Genomic DNA, 16,451 nt, shown 5'->3' with positions numbered 1-16,451 from the left:
CCGCGTGGCAGGCTGAAACCCGTTGACCGGAGGTACGGGGCATGGACGGGGGGCGCGTGATGGGGGACTGGCACGGCGGGCCGATGGTGGCCTTCGACCTGGAGACCACGGGGACCGACATCGAATCGGACCGCATCGTGACGGCGGCGGTCGTGGCGGTCGGGCCGGACGGGCAGGTGGCGCGGGAGCGGACCTGGCTCGTCGATCCGGGGGTTCCCATCCCCGAGCAGGCCTCGGCCATCCACGGCATCTCCACGGACCGCGCGCGCTCCGAGGGGATGGCGGCCGGCCCCGCGATCGAGGAGATCACCCGGACGCTCTTCGAAGCGCTGCGCTCGGGAACGCCGCTGGTGGTGATGAACGCCCGGTACGACCTGACCCTCCTGGACCGCGAGTGCCGGCGGCACGGCGTCCAGCCGCTGGGCGAGCGCTGGCGGGGCAGGCCCGCGCCGGTCATCGACCCCCTGGTCCTGGACAAGCACGCGGACCGCTACCGCAAGGGCCGCCGGAACCTCCAAGCCCTCTGCGAGCACTACGGCGTGACCCTCGACGCGGCGCACGACGCGGGCGCGGACGCGCTGGCGGCGGCGCGCGCGGCGCGGCGGATGGGGGCGACTCACGCGGCGATAGGGACGGTCGCGCTGGCGGACCTGCACGACCTCCAGATCCGCGCGGCGGCCGAGCAGGCGGCGTCCCTGCAGAGCTACCTGCGGCGCACCTCGGACCCCGAGGCGATAGTCGAGCGGGCCTGGCCCGTGGTGCCGTACAGGGTCTGACGCTACGGCCGTAGCCGTAGCCGTAGCCATGGCCTACGGGTACGGCTCGGGCTTTCGGCTACCGCAGCAGCCAGTCCCGGGTCAGTTCCATGACGTCGGCGCGGCTCCGCGTTCCCCTTCACGTCCGTCTACCAGACGCACGACGAGTGGGCGGCGGAGACGGCCAACCGGACCGTGCACGGGGTCATGCACATCGGCTGGGTCCCGGACGGGGACGGCGGCTACCACGGCCGGATGGCCGTCCTGGTGAAACCCAACGGCCTGCTGGGAGCCGTCTACATGGCGGGCATCAAACCCTTCCGGTACCTGGGGGTCTACCCGGCACTGCTCCGCGGGATCGGCCGCGAATGGCAGGCCCGCACCGGCTCCGCCCCGCTCTGATGCACGAGGGCGGCGGCGGTCGGTCCGGCCACTGGTCGCGGTAGACGACGTGCAGTCCGCTGCCGGTGGCGAGCGCGCCGTCGCCCGGGCGCAGCCGCGTGCAGTAGTGCTGGTGATCGGGGTGGGCGAGGACGTAGCCGGGAGCCCGGTGGGCGACATCGGCGAAGAGCCACGCGGTGTCGGCGAACAGCGCGGCGCTCCCCGTCATGAACAGCGTCCCGGCGTGGACGCGCTGGTGGAACCTGTCCCGGTTCTCCTTGTGGTGTCGCTGCGGCCGGGGGTCGACCGCGGGATCGGCGCGGGCCTGTCCGGGGAGCCGCGCCGTCTGCGGCCGGCCCGGGCCCAGCCGTGCCCGCAGCTCCTTCCAGCGCGAGGGTGCGAACTGGAGCGAGTGGTGAAGGAGGACGAGGTCGAGCCCGGGTCCTTCCGTGTCGGGGTGGGCGCGCCGCAGCGGGACGTGGACCAGGGAGCGCGGCGAGGTGGCGGCGAGCGCCCACAGGCCGGCGATGAGCTGAGCGGCCCCCTGGTCGACCTGGGCGTGCAGGTACCAGCGCCCGTCCGCCAGGGCCGCGCGGGCCGGCGGCCGGGCCGGTCGGATCACCTTGAACTGTGCGGGGCCGAGCCGCGCCTGATGGATCGTGAGGGGCACTTTCATATGCGGAGATCGATACGGCACCGCTAGAACGGATGCCATCGGGTTTCCGTGTCGCCCTCGCGCAGGGAGTCGACCCGGCGGCGGAATTCGGCCAGGGCCTTGGGGTTGGCGGGGGCGTGCTGGGAGACCCAGGCGCAGCTGGCCGTCTCGCGGGCGCCGCGCAGGACCGCGCAGCCCTCCCACTCGCGCACGTCCCAGCCGTACGTCGTCGCGAAGGCCTCGTAGGACTCGGCGGGCAGCCCGTACCGGTCGCGGGAGAGCGCCATCACCACCAGGTCGTGCTCGCGCAGGTCCGAGGAGACGGTCTCCAGATCGACCACGACCGGCCCGTCCGGGCCCACGTGGACGTTGCGCGGCAGCGCGTCGCCGTGGATCGGGCCCGGCGCGAGGTGCGGGGTGAGGGATGCCACCTGATCGGCGTACCCGTCGCGGCGGGCCCGCAGGTACGCCGCGTCCGCCGGGTCGATCGCCCCGCCCGCCAGCCGCAGCCAGCGCTCGACGCCGCCCAGCAGATCCCGCGGGGGCAACGCGAAGGGCGGTGCGGGCAGGGCGTGGATCCGCCGCAGCAGGCCCGCGAGGTCCTGCGGTCCGGCCGGGCGGACCGCGTCGGGGAGCCGGTGCCACAGCGTCACCGGGTGCCCGTCCACCAGCCGGGGCCTCGGCTCGGCCGCGCGGACCGCGGGGATCCCGCACGCCTCGAACCAGCCCGCCACGGCGAGCTCCCGCTCCGCGCGCGGGAGCAGTTCCGCCTCGCGGCCGACCTTGGCGACCAGTCCGTCGCCGCCGAGCGCGAAGACGGCGTTCTCGCCGAGGGCCAGCAGCTCGGGCGGTCCGGTCCGGCCGGTGAGGCCCGCCGCCGTCAGTGCTTCCCTGGCCCGTGCCTCGTCCATGCCGTGCTCCGCCGTCCGTCCGTTGCGCCCGCCCGGGGACCGGTGGGTCCTCAAGTGCTCTGACCGGCCGATTCTCGCACCCGGCCGCTCGCGCCCGGTCCGGACGCGCACCCGGCCCCGGCCCGGATCCGGCCCGGCTCCGGGTCCCGCGTCTCGATTTCGGTTGCACGAGACGTATCGTCTCGTTATCTTCGAGTCATGACCTCCACCGCGAAGCCCGCCCACATCGCCATGTTCTCCATCGCCGCCGCCGGCCACGTCAACCCGGGCATCGAAGTGATCCGCGAACTCGTCGCGCGCGGCCACCGCGTCAGCTACGCCATCCCCGCCTCCTACGCGGACAAGGTCGCCGAGACCGGCGCCACCCCCGTGATCTGGAACTCCACCCTGCCCACCGAGGAGGACCCCGAGGCCTGGGGCACCGAGCTCATCGACAACATCGAGCCCTTCCTCGACGACGCCGTCCAAGCCCTCCCGCAGCTCGCGGCGGCCTTCGAGGGCGACGAGCCGGACCTCGTCCTCCACGACATCACCGCCTACCCGGCGATCGTCCTCGCCCACCGCTGGAAGGTCCCCGCCGTCTCCCTCTCCCCGAACCTGGTCGCCTGGACGGGCTACGAGGAGGAGGTCGCCGCGCCGATGACCGCCGCACTGCGCGCCTCCGAGCGCGGGCGCGCGTACTACGCCCGCTTCCGGGCCTGGCTCGACGAGAACGGCATCGACGAGGACAGCGACCGCTTCGTCGGCCGCCCGCGCCGCAGCGTCGTACTCATCCCGCGCGCCCTGCAGCCGAACGCCGACCGGGTCGACGAGAGCGTGTACGCCTTCGTCGGCGCCTGCCAGGGCGACCGCGGCGCCACCCAGGGCACCTGGACGCCCCCGGCGGCCGCGGCGGGGAAGAAGATCCTGCTGGTCTCGCTCGGCTCCACCTTCACCCACCGGCCGGCCTTCTACCGCGCCTGCGTCGAGGCCTTCGGGGACCTGCCCGACTGGCACGTCGTGCTCCAGATCGGCAAGTTCACCGGCGAGGCCGAGATCGGCGCGGTCCCCGCCAACGTCGAGGTCCACCGCTGGGTTCCCCAGCTGGACATCCTGCGCCGGGCCGACGCCTTCATCACCCACGCGGGAGCGGGCGGCAGCCAGGAGGGGCTGGCCACCGGCACCCCGATGGTCGCGGTCCCGCAAGCCGTCGACCAGTTCGGCAACGCCGACATGCTGGCCGCCCTCGGCGTCGCCCGGCACGTCCCCATGGCCGAAGCCGACGCCGCGACCCTGCGCGAGGCCGTCCTCACCCTGGTCGCCGACCCGCAGGTGGCCGCCCGGGCGCGGTCCGTCCGCGCGCAGATGGCCGCCGAGGGCGGCACGCGGCAGGCGGCCGACCTCATCGAGGCGGAACTGCCCGCGCCGGCCGCCCCCGTAGCCCCGGCCGGATTGTCAGTGGACGGTCCTATCGTTCGGGCATGACCAATCGGAAGTACGCGGTACTGCTGCGGGGCATCAACGTCGGCGGGAACAAGAAGGTCCCGATGGCCGAACTGCGCCAGGTCCTGCAAGGCCTCGGCCACGAGGACGCGCAGACGTACCTGCAGAGCGGCAACGCCGTCTTCAGCAGCGCCACGAAGAAGACCCCGGTGGCCCTGGCCCGCGAGCTGGAGGCCGCCATCGAAGCCCACTTCGGCTTCCGGGTCGCCTGCCTGGTGGTCGACGGCGCCCACCTGAAGGCCGTGGCCGACGCCTGCCCCTTCCCGGCCGCCGAGCTGGAGGGCAAGCAGCTCCACGTCACCTTCTGCTCCGAGCAGCCGGCCGGGTCCCGCTTCGCGTCGATCGACGCGGCCGCGTACCTCCCGGAGGAGTACCGCGTCGGGGACCGTGTCGTCTACCTCTACGCACCGGACGGCCTGGGCCGCTCGAAGCTGGCCGAGGCCCTCGCGAGACCGGCCGTGGTCAAGGGTCTCGACGTGACCACCCGCAACTGGAACACGGTCGCCAAGCTGGTCGAGCTCACGCGGGACTGACGCGCACGGGACCGGGAACAGGACCGGGAACGGACGGCTCAGTCCGTCAGGGCGTCCAGCAGGGCCACCTCGCGCGCGGTCAGCCGTACGGCCGCCGCGTCCAGGTTCTCCGCCAAGTGGTCGGGGGAGCCCGTTCCCGGCGTGGGGCACAGGACGGGGGAGTGGCGCAGGAGCCAGGCCAGGGCGATCTGGCCGGTGGACGCGCCGTGTTCGGCGGCGACCGCCGTCAGCGCGGCCGCGCCCTCGCGGGTCAGGGCGCCGCTGCCCAGCGGGTAGTACGGCAGGAAGGCGATCCCGCGGGCCTCGCACAGGGAGAGGAGCTCCGCCGAGGAGCGGTCCAGCAGGTTGTACGGGTTCTGGACGGAGGCCACCGGGACGAGGGCCAGGGCCTCGCGCAGCCGGTCCGCCGTCACCGTGTTCAGCCCGATGTGGCGGATCTTGCCCTCCGCCCGGAGCTCGGCCAGCGTGCCCAGCTGGTCCGCCACCGGGACGGCGGGGTCGAAGCGGTGCAGCTGGTAGAGGTCGATCCGCTCCAGGCGGAGCCTGCGCAGGCTCGCCTCGCACATGGCCCGCAGCTCCTCGGGCCGGCCCGCGGCGTGCCACTGGTCCGGCCCGGTGCGCACCACGCCGCCCTTGGTGGAGACCACCAGCCGCTCCCCGTACGGGTGGAGGGCCTCGGCGACCAGCTCCTCGGCCAGGTGGGGGCCGTAGTTGTCGGCGGTGTCGATCAGGGTGACGCCGCCCTCGACGGCGGCGCGCAGCAGTGCGCGAGCCTCGGCGCGGCCCGCCCGCGGGCCCCAGTAGCCGGCGCCGACCAGTCCGCCGGTACCGAGACCGAGGCGGCGTACGGGAAGGTCCCCGCCGAGGAGGAACGTGTCGTCCGCGTGTCCGGGCATGGCCCGACAGTAGCCCGGTGGCGCCGATGTGCCAGGCTCGGGGGATGCGTTACATCATCATCGGCGCCGGGGCGATCGGCGCGACCATCGGCGGACGGCTGGCGGAGACGGGCGGCGAGGTCGTCCTGGTCGCGCGCGGCGCCCACGCGCAGGCCCTCAGGGCGGACGGGCTGCGGCTCACCACGGCGGACGGGGAGCGCGTGCACCGGCTGCCCGTCGTCGACGGACCGGCCGAGCTCGGCGAACTGCGGCCGGACGACGTGCTGTTGCTGACGGTCAAGACCCAGGACGCGCTCGCCGCGCTCGACGCCTGGGGCGACGCGGAGGTCGCGGGCGGCGGGACGGCGGCCCAGCGGCTGCCGGTGCTGTGCGCGCAGAACGGCGTCGAGAGCGAACGCCTCGCCCTACGGCGCTTCGCGCGCGTGTACGGGGTCTGCGTGTGGCTGCCGGCGACGTTCCTGGAGCCGGGGGTGGTTTCCGCGCTGTGCGCGCCGTTGACCGGGATCCTGCACCTCGGAAGGGCGGCGGGGGGCGTTGACGCGCGGGCCCGGCGGATCGCGGCCGACCTGGAGAAGTCCGGATTCGAGGCGCCGGTCGTCGAGGACGTCATGCGGTGGAAGCACGCGAAGCTGCTGGGCAACCTCGGCAACGCGATCCAGGCGACGACCGGGCCCGAGCCGGACCCGGCGAAGGCGGCGCTGATGCTGCGGGCGGTCCGCGAGGCGAAGGCGGCCTTCGCGGCCGCCGGGATCCCCTACGCCTCCGACGCCGAGCAGTCGGCGGCCCGCGACGGCAAGGTGGAGCAGCCGGCGGGGGTGCGGGGCGGCTCGTCCTGGCAGAGCCTGGCGCGGGGGACGGGCTCGGTGGAGGCGGACTACCTCAACGGGGAGATCGTCCTGCTCGGGCGGCTGCACGGGGTCGCGACGCCGGTCAACGACACGCTGCGGCACGCGGCGAACATCTTCGCCCGGGAGGGGCTCCCGCCGGGCGCGATGTCCGTCGAGGACCTGACGGCGCTGGCCGACGAGGCCGAGGCACGGGTTTAGGCCGTCTCGGACCCCGGCCCGGGCGTCAGGCCGTCAGGGCCGGGACACGGGCGGGCGCGACGGCGGCGGCCTCGTAGCGGCGCAGCAGCAGGCGGGCCAACTCCGGGGAGGGACCCAGGACCGAGGCCACCACGTCGGCGCCCGCGGCTTCGGCGCCCGCCGCGATGCGGTCCGGCAGTCGGCCGGGGGCGATGACGTACGACGCCACCGCGATCCGCCGGACACCCTCCGCGCGCAGGGCCCGTACGGCGTCTTCCGTACGGGGGAGAACAGCGGAGGCGAACGCAGGCCGCACGGCACACCAACCGGTGCGCCGCCACTCCCGCGCGGTTTCAGCGATCACTGCGATCGCCTCCGGGTCCGAGGAGCCGGCGGACGCGAGCACCACACCGGTGGTGGCGCGGTCCGCCGGGGTGAGTCCGGCCTCCCACAGGCGGCGTTCGAGGTTCGCCAGCAGCAGCGGGGACGGGCCGAGCACGTCCGCGGTCCGGACCGCGAGGTCCGGCAGGTGGGACGCGGCCCCGGCGAGCACCGCCGGGATGTCGGACTTCGCGTGGAACGCCCGCGTCAGGAGCAGTGGGAGCGCCACGATCTCCCGTACGCCCGCCAGGTGGAGGGCGGCCATGGACTGGCCGACGGTCGGGCCGTCGAAGTCGAGGAAGGCCGTCTCCACGCGCAGTCCCGGCCGCAGCGCCCGCACCCGCCGGGTGAGGGCGTGCACGGTCGCCGCGTGCCGCGGGTCGCGGCTGCCGTGGGCGATGACCAGCAGCGCCGGCGGACCGCCGGCCTGACCGGCCTGACCGGCCTGACCGTTCAGACCGGCCCGACCGGTGACGGCGAGCTGCCCGCTGTGGCTGGGGCCTTGTACGGAGAACACGGGACTAGCTCTTGACCAGCAGGCCGCGGGTGCGCAGCACCCACCGCTCGACGGGACTGAAGATCAGGAGGTCGATCGCGATGCCGACGACCAGGATCAGGATGATCGCGAGGAACACGCCCGGCAGGTCGATGTTGTTGCGGCCGTTCTCCAGCAGCTGGCCGAGACCGAGGCCGAGGTCGGGCGAGCTGGCGATGATCTCGGCGGCCATCAGGGAGCGCCAGGAGAAGGCCCAGCCCTGCTTCAGGCCGGCGAGGTAGCCGGGCAGGGCAGCGGGCATGACGACGTGCCGAGCTCCGCGCAGGCCGGTGGCGCCCAGGGTGCGTCCGGCCCGCAGGAACAGCGGCGGGATCTGGTCGATGCCGGAGACGAGGCCGTTGGCGATGGACGGGACGGCGCCCAGCAGGATGACGGTGTACATCATCGTGTCGTTGAGCCCGAACCAGAGCACGGCCGGCGGTACCCAGGCGACCGAGGGCAGCGACTGCAGCCCCTGGAGGATCGGGCCGATCGCGGCGCGGACGAACTTCACCCGGGCGACCAGCAGGCCGAGCGGCGTGCCGATGGCCAGCGCCAGCAGGAAGCCGAGCAGACCGCGCGAGACGCTGGTCCAGACGACCTCCAGCAGGGTGCCCTTGAGCCACATGTCGGCCAGGCTGTCCCAGACGGAGGACAGCGCGGGGAGCTTCGTCTCGTCGGTGACCTTCGCCGCGACGAGGACCTGCCAGACGACGAGGACCAGGCCGACGGCGACGACCGGCGGAAGGATCTTCTTGACGAGGACTTCACGGAGCGGCGTGCGGTGGGTCTGGACGGCGTCGAGGGCGTCGAGTCCCGCCTCCAGGCCGGCGAGATCGTCGGTGCCGCCGTCCTTGCCCTTGGGCTTGATGTCAGTGCTGGCCATGGCGGCGGATCTCCCCACGCAGGTGTTCGGTGATCTCAAGGGACAGCTCCGCGACGTCCGCGTCCTCGATGCGGCGCGGCTGCGGGATGCCCACGGTCCACTCCTTCGCGACCCGGCCGGGCCGTGAGGACAGCAGGACCACACGCTGCGCGAGCCGTACGGCCTCGCGGACGTTGTGCGTCACGAACAGGACGGACAGGTTCGTCTCCTCCCAGATGCGGGTGAGCTCGCCGTGCAGGACGTCCCGGGTGATGGCGTCGAGCGCCGCGAACGGCTCGTCCATCAATAGGAGCTGGCTGTCCTGGGCGAGCGCCCGGGCCAGGGCCACGCGCTGGCGCATGCCGCCCGACAGCTCGTGGACGCGCTTGCCGTAGGCGCCGCCGAGGCGGACCAGCTCCAGCAGCCGCTCGGCCTCCGGCCTGCGCTCCGCCTTGGCCACCCCGCGCAGGCGCAGGGCGAGTTCGATGTTCTTGCCCGCGGTGAGCCACGGGAAGAGGGCGTGCTCCTGGAACATCAGGGCCGGCCGCCCACCGGGCGTCTCGATGGCGCCGGCGGTCGGCTTGTCGAGCCCCGCGACCAGGTTGAGCAGGGTGGACTTTCCACACCCCGAGGCACCCAGGATGGTGACGAACTCTCCGGGAGCGACATCGAGGCTGATGTCGTCCAGGACGAGCTGCGATCCGGCCGGGCCGGAGAAGGACTTCGAGACGCGCTCGATACGGGCGGCGTGCGTCTGCTCCGCTACGGTGCCCTCGGCAGCCTTGGCAAGCGTGGTGGCCATGGTCGTCACCTCCTGGGGGATTCGGGACGGGGACTGGTTACTTGGTGCCGAGACCGGCGTCGGAGACCTCGGGCTTGCCGGCCGCCTTGAGCACCTTGTTCAGGAGCGTCAGGTCGTAGATGCCGGCAAGGTCGGGCTCCTCGATGAGCCTGGCCTTGACCGCCCATTCGGACTCCGTCTTGAGCGTGCTCGCGAGCGGGTCGTCGGTGACGAGGATGCTGGTCCACGCCGGGTCGATGATCTTCGCGTCGAGCGGCTTGCCGCTGTCCGCCGCGAGCTTCGCGTTCGCCGAGGCCTTCGCCTTGTCCGGGTTGGCGTTGATCCACTCGTTGGTCTTCACCGTGCCCTTGAGCACGGCCTCGACCACGTCCGGGTGCTCCTTGAGGAACTTCTGCGACACGATGATGTTCGTGATCACGAACTTCTTGTCGGGCCACAGGGAGGTCTCGTCGAGGAGGACGGCGCCGCCGTCGGAGACCAGCTTGGAGGCCGTGGGCTCCGGCACCCAGGCGCCGTCGATCGAGCCCTGCTTGAAGGCGTCCGGGGTGACCTTGTTGTCCGTACGGACCACGGAGACGTCACCCTTGCCGGACTCCGGGTCGACCGACCAGCCCCGCGAGGAGATCCAGTTGAGGAACGCGACGTCCTGCGTGTTCCCCTTCTGCGGGGTGGCGATCTTCTTGCCCTTGAGGTCGTCCAGGGTCTTGATCTTGTCCGGGTTCACGACCAGCTTGACGCCCCCGGAGGCCGAACCCGAGATGATCCGCAGGTTGGAGCCCTTGGACTTGACGTAGCCGTTGATCGACGGCGAGGGGCCGATGAAACCGATGTCGAGAGAGCCGCCGTTGAGGGCTTCGATCTCGGACGGGCCGGCGTTGAAGGACTGCGGCTTGATCGTGGTGGCGCCGAGCTCCTTGGCGATCAGGCCTTCCTGGAGACCGACCAGCGCGGTGGCGTGCGTCAGGTTCGGGAAGTAGCCGATGCGGACCTCGGAGGCCGACAGCTTCTTGCCGGAGTCGGCCGCGGCGTTCTTCGCGGAAGCGTCGTCCTTCGAGGCCTCGGAGCCGTAGCCGCAGGAGGCGAGCGCGCCGATCAGGAGCGGGAGGGCGGCAGCGGCGGCGATGCCGCGGCGAAGGCCATTACGGGAAAGCGCAGAACGGGTGGTACCGATGGCAGGCACGGGAGGGCTTCCTCTCGTAGCGTCGTGTCACGACGCACGTCTTCGTTTACGGAGCGGGGGCAGGTACGGCTCGTGGGGGGTGTGGGCGCGCATGCGGTGCGCGTACGTCATCACGCACATCGCCCCACCCCTCCCTGGCCGCTGCCGAGCGCGCCGCTGCCCACTCGGCCGCCCTCCTTCGCGAAGGTGGAGTACATGTCGGTGGGCATGATCAGAAGTCCCACCCTTCCTCATCGGCCTGGACGGTCGTCTCGGCCGTGGAGGCGAAGGACTCGCCGACCATGCCGGCCGCCAGGGTCGTGCCGTCCGCCGGGTCGATCAGCAGGAAGGACCCGGTGCGGCGCGAGGCGGCGTACGTGTCGAGCGCGAGCGGCTCGGCGGTCCGGACGACGACCCGGCCGATGTCGTTGGCCACGAGCTGCCCGGGGTTCGGGTGCTGGGACAGGTCGTCGAGGGTCAGCCGCGAGGGGATCTCCTTGACGATCGCCTTGACCGTGCGCGTCGTGTGCTTGATCAGCACCCGGGCGCCGACGGCCAGGGGCTGGTCCGCCACGTGGCAGACCGTCGCCTCGACGTCCTGCGTGGTGGCGGGAGCGCTCGCGGACGGCGCGATCAGGTCGCCGCGCGAGATGTCGATGTCGTCCTTCAGGCGCACCGTCACCGACTGCGGGGCCCAGGCGATGTCGACGCTCTCGCCGAGCGCGTCGATGCCCTCGATGACCGAGGTGCGGCCCGACGGCAGCACGGTGACGGCCTCGCCGACCCGCAGCACGCCGGAGGCGATCTGGCCGGCGTAGCCGCGGTAGTCGGGGTGCTCGGCGGTCTGCGGACGGATCACGTACTGCACCGGGAAGCGCGCCGGGCAGGCGGTGAGGTCGTGGCTGACCGGGACGGTCTCCAGGTGCTCCAGGACCGTGGGGCCGCCGTACCAGTCCATGTTGGCGGAGGGCTCGACCACGTTGTCCCCGGCCAGTGCCGAGATCGGGATCGCGGTGATCTCCGGGACGCCCAGGTCGGAGGCGTACGCGGTGAACTCCTCGGCGATCTTCGCGAAGACGGACTCCTCGTAGGCCACCAGGTCCATCTTGTTGACGGCCAGCACCACGTGCGGGACCCGCAGCAGTGCGGCGACGGCCGCGTGACGGCGGGTCTGCTCGATCACGCCGTTGCGGGCGTCGACCAGGACCACGGCCAGGTCGGCCGTGGAGGCGCCGGTGACCATGTTCCGGGTGTACTGCACGTGCCCCGGGGTGTCGGCGAGGATGAACCGGCGCCGGGCCGTGGCGAAGTAGCGGTACGCGACGTCGATGGTGATGCCCTGCTCCCGCTCGGCCCGCAGGCCGTCGGTGAGCAGCGCCAGGTCGGGGGTGTCCTGGCCGCGCTGGGCGGAGACGGCCTCGACGGCTTCGAGCTGGTCCGTCAGGACCGACTTGGAGTCGTGCAGCAGGCGCCCGACGAGCGTGGACTTGCCGTCGTCGACGGAGCCGGCGGTGGCGAAGCGCAGCAGGGTGGTCGCCGAAACATCGGCGAACTGCTCGGTGGTGGAGGTCATTTCTAGAAGTACCCTTCGCGCTTGCGGTCTTCCATCGCGGCCTCGGACATCTTGTCGTCGGCGCGGGTCGCGCCCCGCTCGGTGAGCCGGGAAGCGGCGATCTCGGTGATCACGGCGTCCAGCGTGGTGGCGTCGGAGTCGACGGCACCGGTGCAGGACATGTCACCGACGGTGCGGTAGCGGATCAGCCGGGTCTCGGTGGTCTCGTCCTGCTTGGGACCGCCCCACTCGCCGGCCGTCAGCCACATGCCGTTGCGCTTGAAGACGTCGCGCTCGTGGGCGAAGTAGATCTCCGGCAGCTCGATGGACTCGCGGGCGATGTACTGCCACACGTCCAGCTCGGTCCAGTTCGACAGCGGGAAGACGCGCACGTGCTCGCCCGGCGCGTGGCGGCCGTTGTAGAGCTGCCACAGCTCGGGGCGCTGGCGGCGCGGGTCCCACTGGGAGAACTCGTCGCGCAGGGAGAAGACGCGCTCCTTGGCGCGGGCCTTCTCCTCGTCGCGGCGGCCGCCGCCGAAGACGGCGTCGAACTTCAGGCTCTGGATCGCCTCCGTGAGGGGGACCGTCTGCAGCGGGTTGCGGACCCCGTCGGGGCGCTCGCGCAGCTTGCCGGCGTCGATGTACTCCTGGACGGAGGCCACGTGCAGGCGCAGGCCGTGCCGGGCGACCGCGCGGTCCCGGTAGTCCAGGACCTCGGGGAAGTTGTGGCCGGTGTCCACGTGCAGCAGGGTGAAGGGCACCGGTGCCGGCGCGAACGCCTTCAGCGCCAGGTGCAGCATGACGATCGAGTCCTTGCCGCCGGAGAAGAGGATCACCGGCTTCTCGAACTCGCCCGCGACCTCGCGGAAGATGTGAACGGCTTCCGACTCGAGGGCGTCGAGGTGCGACAGCGCGTAGGGCGCGTCCGTCCCTTCGTGGACGTGTGCGACGGTCGTCGTCATGCCAGACCCCTCTCGGTGAGCAGCGCGTGCAGGGCCGAAGCCGACTCCCGCACGGACTGCGTGTGCGACTCGATACGCAGGTCCGGGGAGTCCGGAGCCTCGTACGGGTCGTCGACCCCGGTCAGACCGGAGATCTCGCCCGCCGCCTGCTTGGCGTACAGGCCCTTCACGTCACGCTCGGAGCACACCTCGACCGGGGTGGCCACGTGGACCTCCAGGTACGAGGTGCCCTCGGCGGCGTGCCGCTTGCGGACGGCCTCCCGGCTGTCCGCGAACGGCGCGATCACCGGGACGAGCGCCTTGACGCCGTTGGACGCGAGGAGTTCGGCGACGAAGCCGATCCGCTGCACGTTGGTGTGCCGGTCCTCGCGGCTGAAACCGAGACCGGCGGAGAGGAACTCCCGGATCTCGTCGCCGTCGAGGACCTCCACGCGGTGGCCCTCGGCGCGCAGCCGCTCGGCCAGCGCGTAGGCGATGGTGGTCTTGCCCGCGCTCGGCAGCCCGGTCAGCCACACGGTGGCGCCCTGGTCGCTCACGCTCATCTGCTTCGTCTCCGTCGGTTCCGTACGTTCGGTGGTCGCGCTGCCGGCCGTCATCAGCCGTGCAGTCCGCACTCGGTCTTGCCGCGTCCGGCCCAGCGGCCGGCACGGGCGTCCTCGCCCTCGGCCACCCGGCGGGTGCAGGGGGCGCAGCCGACGGAGGCGTAACCGTCCATCAACAGCGGGTTGGTCAGGACGCCGTGCTCCAGGACGTACGCGTCCACGTCGTCCTGGGTCCAGCGGGCGATCGGCGAGACCTTGACCTTCTGCCGCTTCTCGTCCCAGCCGACCACCGGGGTGTTCGCCCGGGTCGGGGACTCGTCGCGGCGCAGGCCCGTCGCCCACGCGTCGTACGCCGTCAGGCCCTCTTCGAGGGGCTTGACCTTGCGCAGCGCGCAGCACAGGTCGGGGTCGCGGTCGTGCAGCTTCGGGCCGTACTCGGCGTCTTGCTCGGCGACGCTCCGGCGCGGGGTGAGCGTGATGACGTTGACGTTCATCACGGCCTCGACCGCGTCGCGGGTGCCGATGGTCTCCTCGAAGTGGTAGCCCGTGTCGAGGAAGACCACGTCCACGCCGGGGAAGGCGCGGGAGGCGAGGTGCGCGACGACCGCGTCCTCCATGGAGGAGGTCACGGCGAACTTCTTGCCGAAGGTCTCGGCCGCCCAGGTGAGGATCTCCAGCGGGGAGGCGTCCTCGAGGTCCCGGCCCGCCTGCTCGGCCAGCGCCTTGAGGCTGCCGGCCTTGAGACCGGAATCCTGAATGGTGGTCATATCTCGTCCCCTCCAGCGTCATTGGACTGAACGCCCCGGGCCAGCAGCCCGAGGTACTTCAGCTGGAAGGCTCGATTGCAGGCCCTGCATTCCCAGGCGCCGTGGCCCGTCTCGTTCGGGAACAGGTCCTCGTCGCCGCAGTACGGGCAGTAGAACGGTGCCGCGCGCTCGCTCACGAGAGGTCCTCGTCCTTCGCACGGGTCACCCAGGCGGCGAAGCGCTCGCCGCCCTCGCGCTGCTCCTGGAAGCGCGTGACGACCCGCTCGACGTAGTCGGGCAGACCGGCCGAGGTGACCTTGAGGCCGCGGACCTTGCGGCCGAATCCGGCTTCCAGGCCGAGCGCGCCGCCGAGGTGGACCTGGTAGCCCTCGACCTGGTTGCCGTCGTCGTCCAGGACCAGCTGCCCCTTGAGACCGATGTCCGCCACCTGGATACGGGCGCAGGCGTTCGGGCAGCCGTTGATGTTGATGGTGAGCGGTTCGGCGAACTCCGGCAGGCGGCGCTCCAGCTCGTCGATCAGCGAGGCGCCGCGCGCCTTCGTCTCGACGATGGCCAGCTTGCAGAACTCGATGCCGGTGCAGGCCATCGTTCCGCGGCGGAACGGGGACGGCTTGACCCGCAGGTCCAGCGACTCCAGGGCCGCGACGACCGAGTCGACCTTGTCGGCCTCCACGTCGAGCACGATCATCTTCTGCTCGGCGGTGGTGCGCAGCCGGCCGGAGCCGTGCCGCTCGGCCACGTCCGCGATCTTGGTCAGGGTGGCGCCGTCGACCCGGCCCACCCGGGGCGCGAAGCCGACGTAGAAGCGGCCGTCCTGCTGCTGGTGGACGCCTACGTGGTCGCGCCACTGGCCGCTGGGCTGCTCGGGCGCGGGGCCGTCGGTGAGCTTGCGCCCCAGGTACTCGTCCTCCAGGACCTGGCGGAACTTGGCGGGGCCCCAGTCGGCGACGAGGAACTTCAGCCGGGCGCGGGTGCGCAGCCGGCGGTATCCGTAGTCGCGGAAGATCGAGATGACGCCCTCGTAGACGTCGGGGACCTCCTCCAGCGAGACCCAGGTGCCCAGGCGCACGCCGAGCTTGGGGTTGGTGGAGAGACCGCCGCCGACCCAGACGTCGAAGCCCGGACCGTGCTCGGGGTGGTTCACGCCCACGAAGGCGATGTCGTTGATCTCGTGCGCCACGTCGAGCAGCGGCGAGCCGGAGACCGCGGACTTGAACTTGCGGGGCAGGTTGGAGAAGTCCGGGTTGCCCACGATGCGGCGGTAGATCTCGTCGATGGCCGGGGAGCCGTCGATGATCTCGTCGCGCGCGATGCCGGCGACGGGCGAACCGAGGATCACGCGGGGCGTGTCACCGCAGGCCTCGGTGGTCGAGAGGCCGACGGCCTCCAGGCGGCGCCAGATCTCCGGGACGTCCTCGATGCGGATCCAGTGGTACTGCACGTTCTGCCGGTCCGTGAGGTCGGCGGTTCCGCGCGCGAACTCCTGGGAGATCTCGCCTATGACGCGCAGCTGCTCGGTGGTCAGCCGGCCGCCGTCGATGCGGACGCGCAGCATGAAGTACTTGTCGTCCAGCTCCTCCGGCTCCAGGATCGCGGTCTTGCCGCCGTCGATCCCGGGCTTGCGCTGGGTGTACAGGCCCCACCAGCGCATACGGCCGCGCAGGTCGTTGGGGTCGATCGAGTCGAAGCCCGCCTTGGAGTAGATGTTCTCGATGCGTGTCCGCACATTGAGACCGTCGTCGTCCTTTTTGAACTGCTCGTTGCCGTTGAGGGGCGTGTGGTGTCCGACGGCCCACTGACCCTCACCGCGGTGGCGGCCGGTCTTACGGCGCGCGGCGGCGGCAGCGGGTGCGGCGGCTGCGGGCGTTTCGGGGGTGGCGGCCATGACGGTACGTCCTTCTTCAACGGCTCAAGGCAAGGGCAGGGGGAGTGGCGGCGGGACCCCTGGCACGGAGCGGATGTGGCTGATCGCCGCCGGTCAGGGCGGTGTACGGCCTACAGGGGACTGCGGTGTGCGGGTACGGCGGGCGGTGTTCGCGCGTCCGCGGCGGCAGCGGCGCGGAGCGCTGTCGCGGCGGTGCCGATTTCCGTCAGCGCGCCGGACAGATGGCGCTGGACATGCGGCCGAGGTCGACGTGCCGCCGACTCACCAAGGCAATTCCAGCTCCGTTCATGGCGGAAGCGTGGCATGTGGCGATTGGAGGAGTCCACTACTGTCCATGATGCGGACGAAGTCGTCTCGCATCAC

The 16,451-nt window shown here is 72.1% G+C and carries 17 protein-coding genes and 2 pseudogenes; 5 read left to right on the top strand and 14 right to left on the bottom strand.

Annotated features, from left to right (window positions below; genetic code table 11):
• Positions 1 to 41: 41 nt before the first annotated feature.
• Positions 42 to 776: an exonuclease domain-containing protein gene (locus ACFWBY_RS16680; protein ID WP_385332243.1), complete on the top strand. Its 735-nt coding sequence runs from the start codon at positions 42 to 44 to the stop codon at positions 774 to 776.
• Positions 777 to 890: 114 nt separating this feature from the next.
• Positions 891 to 1,157: pseudogene (locus ACFWBY_RS16675) on the top strand (DUF2867 domain-containing protein); the annotation flags it as partial.
• Here ACFWBY_RS16675 and ACFWBY_RS16670 read toward each other — a convergent pair.
• Both ACFWBY_RS16670 and ACFWBY_RS16665 read right to left on the bottom strand, forming a co-directional pair.
• Complete coding sequence (locus tag ACFWBY_RS16670; RefSeq protein ID WP_385332240.1) at positions 1,066 to 1,812, bottom strand: hypothetical protein; 747 nt, start codon at positions 1,810 to 1,812, stop codon at positions 1,066 to 1,068. The pseudogene ACFWBY_RS16675 and the gene ACFWBY_RS16670 overlap by 92 nt on opposite strands.
• 23 nt (positions 1,813 to 1,835) lie before the next feature.
• Positions 1,836 to 2,702 carry a phosphotransferase enzyme family protein gene (locus tag ACFWBY_RS16665; protein WP_385332238.1) on the bottom strand — a complete coding sequence of 289 codons (867 nt, stop codon included), beginning with the start codon at positions 2,700 to 2,702 and terminating at the stop codon, positions 1,836 to 1,838.
• Between the two features lie 163 nt (positions 2,703 to 2,865).
• On the opposite strand from ACFWBY_RS16665, the pseudogene mgt reads away from it, so the two are divergent.
• Together mgt and ACFWBY_RS16655 are read left to right on the top strand one after the other, a co-directional pair.
• Positions 2,866 to 4,166, top strand: a pseudogene (gene mgt, locus ACFWBY_RS16660) (macrolide-inactivating glycosyltransferase).
• The gene (locus tag ACFWBY_RS16655; RefSeq protein ID WP_385332235.1) at positions 4,163 to 4,717 is read left to right on the top strand and encodes a DUF1697 domain-containing protein; all 555 of its coding nucleotides are present in this window, start codon (positions 4,163 to 4,165) and stop codon (positions 4,715 to 4,717) included. The pseudogene mgt and the gene ACFWBY_RS16655 overlap by 4 nt, the downstream one beginning before the upstream one ends.
• Before the next feature lie 38 nt (positions 4,718 to 4,755).
• Here ACFWBY_RS16655 and ACFWBY_RS16650 read toward each other — a convergent pair whose 3' ends face one another.
• Positions 4,756 to 5,613 (bottom strand): aldo/keto reductase, encoded by an 858-nt coding sequence (locus ACFWBY_RS16650; RefSeq protein ID WP_385332233.1) that lies wholly within the window; start codon positions 5,611 to 5,613, stop codon positions 4,756 to 4,758.
• A 44-nt stretch (positions 5,614 to 5,657) separates the two neighbouring features.
• Here ACFWBY_RS16650 and ACFWBY_RS16645 point away from each other — a divergent pair, with 44 nt between their 5' ends.
• Positions 5,658 to 6,659 carry a ketopantoate reductase family protein gene (locus ACFWBY_RS16645; RefSeq protein ID WP_385332230.1) on the top strand — a complete coding sequence of 334 codons (1,002 nt, stop codon included), beginning with the start codon at positions 5,658 to 5,660 and terminating at the stop codon, positions 6,657 to 6,659.
• A 25-nt stretch (positions 6,660 to 6,684) separates the two neighbouring features.
• Here the strand turns inward: ACFWBY_RS16645 and ACFWBY_RS16640 are convergent, their stop codons facing one another.
• The 11 genes from ACFWBY_RS16640 to ACFWBY_RS16590 all read right to left on the bottom strand — a co-directional run bounded on the left by ACFWBY_RS16640 (position 6,685) and on the right by ACFWBY_RS16590 (position 16,377).
• Positions 6,685 to 7,476, bottom strand: a complete 792-nt coding sequence (locus tag ACFWBY_RS16640) for a sirohydrochlorin chelatase (protein WP_385332460.1) — start codon at positions 7,474 to 7,476, stop codon at positions 6,685 to 6,687.
• Between the two features lie 64 nt (positions 7,477 to 7,540).
• On the bottom strand, positions 7,541 to 8,440 hold the full coding sequence (locus tag ACFWBY_RS16635) for an ABC transporter permease (protein ID WP_385332228.1): 900 nt from the start codon (positions 8,438 to 8,440) through the stop codon (positions 7,541 to 7,543).
• Entirely contained in the window at positions 8,427 to 9,221 is a 795-nt protein-coding gene (locus ACFWBY_RS16630; RefSeq protein ID WP_385332226.1) for an ABC transporter ATP-binding protein, read from the bottom strand. The genes ACFWBY_RS16635 and ACFWBY_RS16630 overlap by 14 nt, the downstream gene beginning before the upstream one ends.
• Positions 9,222 to 9,258: 37 nt before the next feature.
• Entirely contained in the window at positions 9,259 to 10,401 is a 1,143-nt protein-coding gene (locus ACFWBY_RS16625; protein ID WP_385332223.1) for an aliphatic sulfonate ABC transporter substrate-binding protein, read from the bottom strand.
• A gap of 211 nt (positions 10,402 to 10,612) precedes the next feature.
• Positions 10,613 to 11,953: a sulfate adenylyltransferase subunit 1 gene (locus ACFWBY_RS16620; RefSeq protein ID WP_385332220.1), complete on the bottom strand. Its 1,341-nt coding sequence runs from the start codon at positions 11,951 to 11,953 to the stop codon at positions 10,613 to 10,615.
• A gap of 2 nt (positions 11,954 to 11,955) precedes the next feature.
• Entirely contained in the window at positions 11,956 to 12,894 is a 939-nt protein-coding gene (cysD, locus tag ACFWBY_RS16615) for a sulfate adenylyltransferase subunit CysD (RefSeq protein WP_385332218.1), read from the bottom strand.
• Complete coding sequence (cysC, locus tag ACFWBY_RS16610; protein WP_385332216.1) at positions 12,891 to 13,436, bottom strand: adenylyl-sulfate kinase; 546 nt, start codon at positions 13,434 to 13,436, stop codon at positions 12,891 to 12,893. Before cysC ends, cysD begins: the two co-directional genes overlap by 4 nt.
• 53 nt (positions 13,437 to 13,489) lie before the next feature.
• Positions 13,490 to 14,203 carry a phosphoadenylyl-sulfate reductase gene (locus ACFWBY_RS16605; protein ID WP_385332214.1) on the bottom strand — a complete coding sequence of 238 codons (714 nt, stop codon included), beginning with the start codon at positions 14,201 to 14,203 and terminating at the stop codon, positions 13,490 to 13,492.
• Positions 14,200 to 14,379 carry a DpnI domain-containing protein gene (locus ACFWBY_RS16600; protein ID WP_214956597.1) on the bottom strand — a complete coding sequence of 60 codons (180 nt, stop codon included), beginning with the start codon at positions 14,377 to 14,379 and terminating at the stop codon, positions 14,200 to 14,202. The genes ACFWBY_RS16605 and ACFWBY_RS16600 overlap by 4 nt, the downstream gene beginning before the upstream one ends.
• Positions 14,376 to 16,088: a nitrite/sulfite reductase gene (locus ACFWBY_RS16595; RefSeq protein ID WP_385332211.1), complete on the bottom strand. Its 1,713-nt coding sequence runs from the start codon at positions 16,086 to 16,088 to the stop codon at positions 14,376 to 14,378. The genes ACFWBY_RS16600 and ACFWBY_RS16595 overlap by 4 nt, the downstream gene beginning before the upstream one ends.
• 205 nt (positions 16,089 to 16,293) lie before the next feature.
• Positions 16,294 to 16,377 (bottom strand): putative leader peptide, encoded by an 84-nt coding sequence (locus ACFWBY_RS16590; RefSeq protein ID WP_312847410.1) that lies wholly within the window; start codon positions 16,375 to 16,377, stop codon positions 16,294 to 16,296.
• Between the last annotated feature and the right edge of the window lie 74 nt (positions 16,378 to 16,451).

The sequence above is a fragment of the Streptomyces sp. NPDC060049 genome (genome assembly GCF_042736715.1).
Classification (GTDB): Bacteria; Actinomycetota; Actinomycetes; order Streptomycetales; family Streptomycetaceae; genus Streptomyces.
The sequence above is the reverse complement of the archived record's forward strand: the minus strand, read 5'-3'. Positions and strand labels throughout refer to the sequence as shown.

Excerpts from the sequence above, each read along its gene's own strand:
- ACFWBY_RS16595 (WP_385332211.1), bottom strand. The coding sequence starts at position 16,088 with ATGGCCGCCACCCCCGAAACGCCCGCAGCCGCCGCACCCGCTGCCGCC.
- ACFWBY_RS16655 (WP_385332235.1), top strand. The coding sequence starts at position 4,163 with ATGACCAATCGGAAGTACGCGGTACTGCTGCGGGGCATCAACGTCGGC.
- ACFWBY_RS16630 (WP_385332226.1), bottom strand. The coding sequence starts at position 9,221 with ATGGCCACCACGCTTGCCAAGGCTGCCGAGGGCACCGTAGCGGAGCAG.
- ACFWBY_RS16605 (WP_385332214.1), bottom strand. The coding sequence starts at position 14,203 with ATGACCACCATTCAGGATTCCGGTCTCAAGGCCGGCAGCCTCAAGGCG.
- ACFWBY_RS16590 (WP_312847410.1), bottom strand. The coding sequence starts at position 16,377 with ATGAACGGAGCTGGAATTGCCTTGGTGAGTCGGCGGCACGTCGACCTC.
- ACFWBY_RS16670 (WP_385332240.1), bottom strand. The coding sequence starts at position 1,812 with ATGAAAGTGCCCCTCACGATCCATCAGGCGCGGCTCGGCCCCGCACAG.
- ACFWBY_RS16650 (WP_385332233.1), bottom strand. The coding sequence starts at position 5,613 with ATGCCCGGACACGCGGACGACACGTTCCTCCTCGGCGGGGACCTTCCC.
- cysD (WP_385332218.1), bottom strand. The coding sequence starts at position 12,894 with ATGACGACGACCGTCGCACACGTCCACGAAGGGACGGACGCGCCCTAC.
- ACFWBY_RS16620 (WP_385332220.1), bottom strand. The coding sequence starts at position 11,953 with ATGACCTCCACCACCGAGCAGTTCGCCGATGTTTCGGCGACCACCCTG.
- ACFWBY_RS16635 (WP_385332228.1), bottom strand. The coding sequence starts at position 8,440 with ATGGCCAGCACTGACATCAAGCCCAAGGGCAAGGACGGCGGCACCGAC.
- ACFWBY_RS16645 (WP_385332230.1), top strand. The coding sequence starts at position 5,658 with ATGCGTTACATCATCATCGGCGCCGGGGCGATCGGCGCGACCATCGGC.
- ACFWBY_RS16680 (WP_385332243.1), top strand. The coding sequence starts at position 42 with ATGGACGGGGGGCGCGTGATGGGGGACTGGCACGGCGGGCCGATGGTG.
- ACFWBY_RS16665 (WP_385332238.1), bottom strand. The coding sequence starts at position 2,702 with ATGGACGAGGCACGGGCCAGGGAAGCACTGACGGCGGCGGGCCTCACC.
- cysC (WP_385332216.1), bottom strand. The coding sequence starts at position 13,436 with ATGAGCGTGAGCGACCAGGGCGCCACCGTGTGGCTGACCGGGCTGCCG.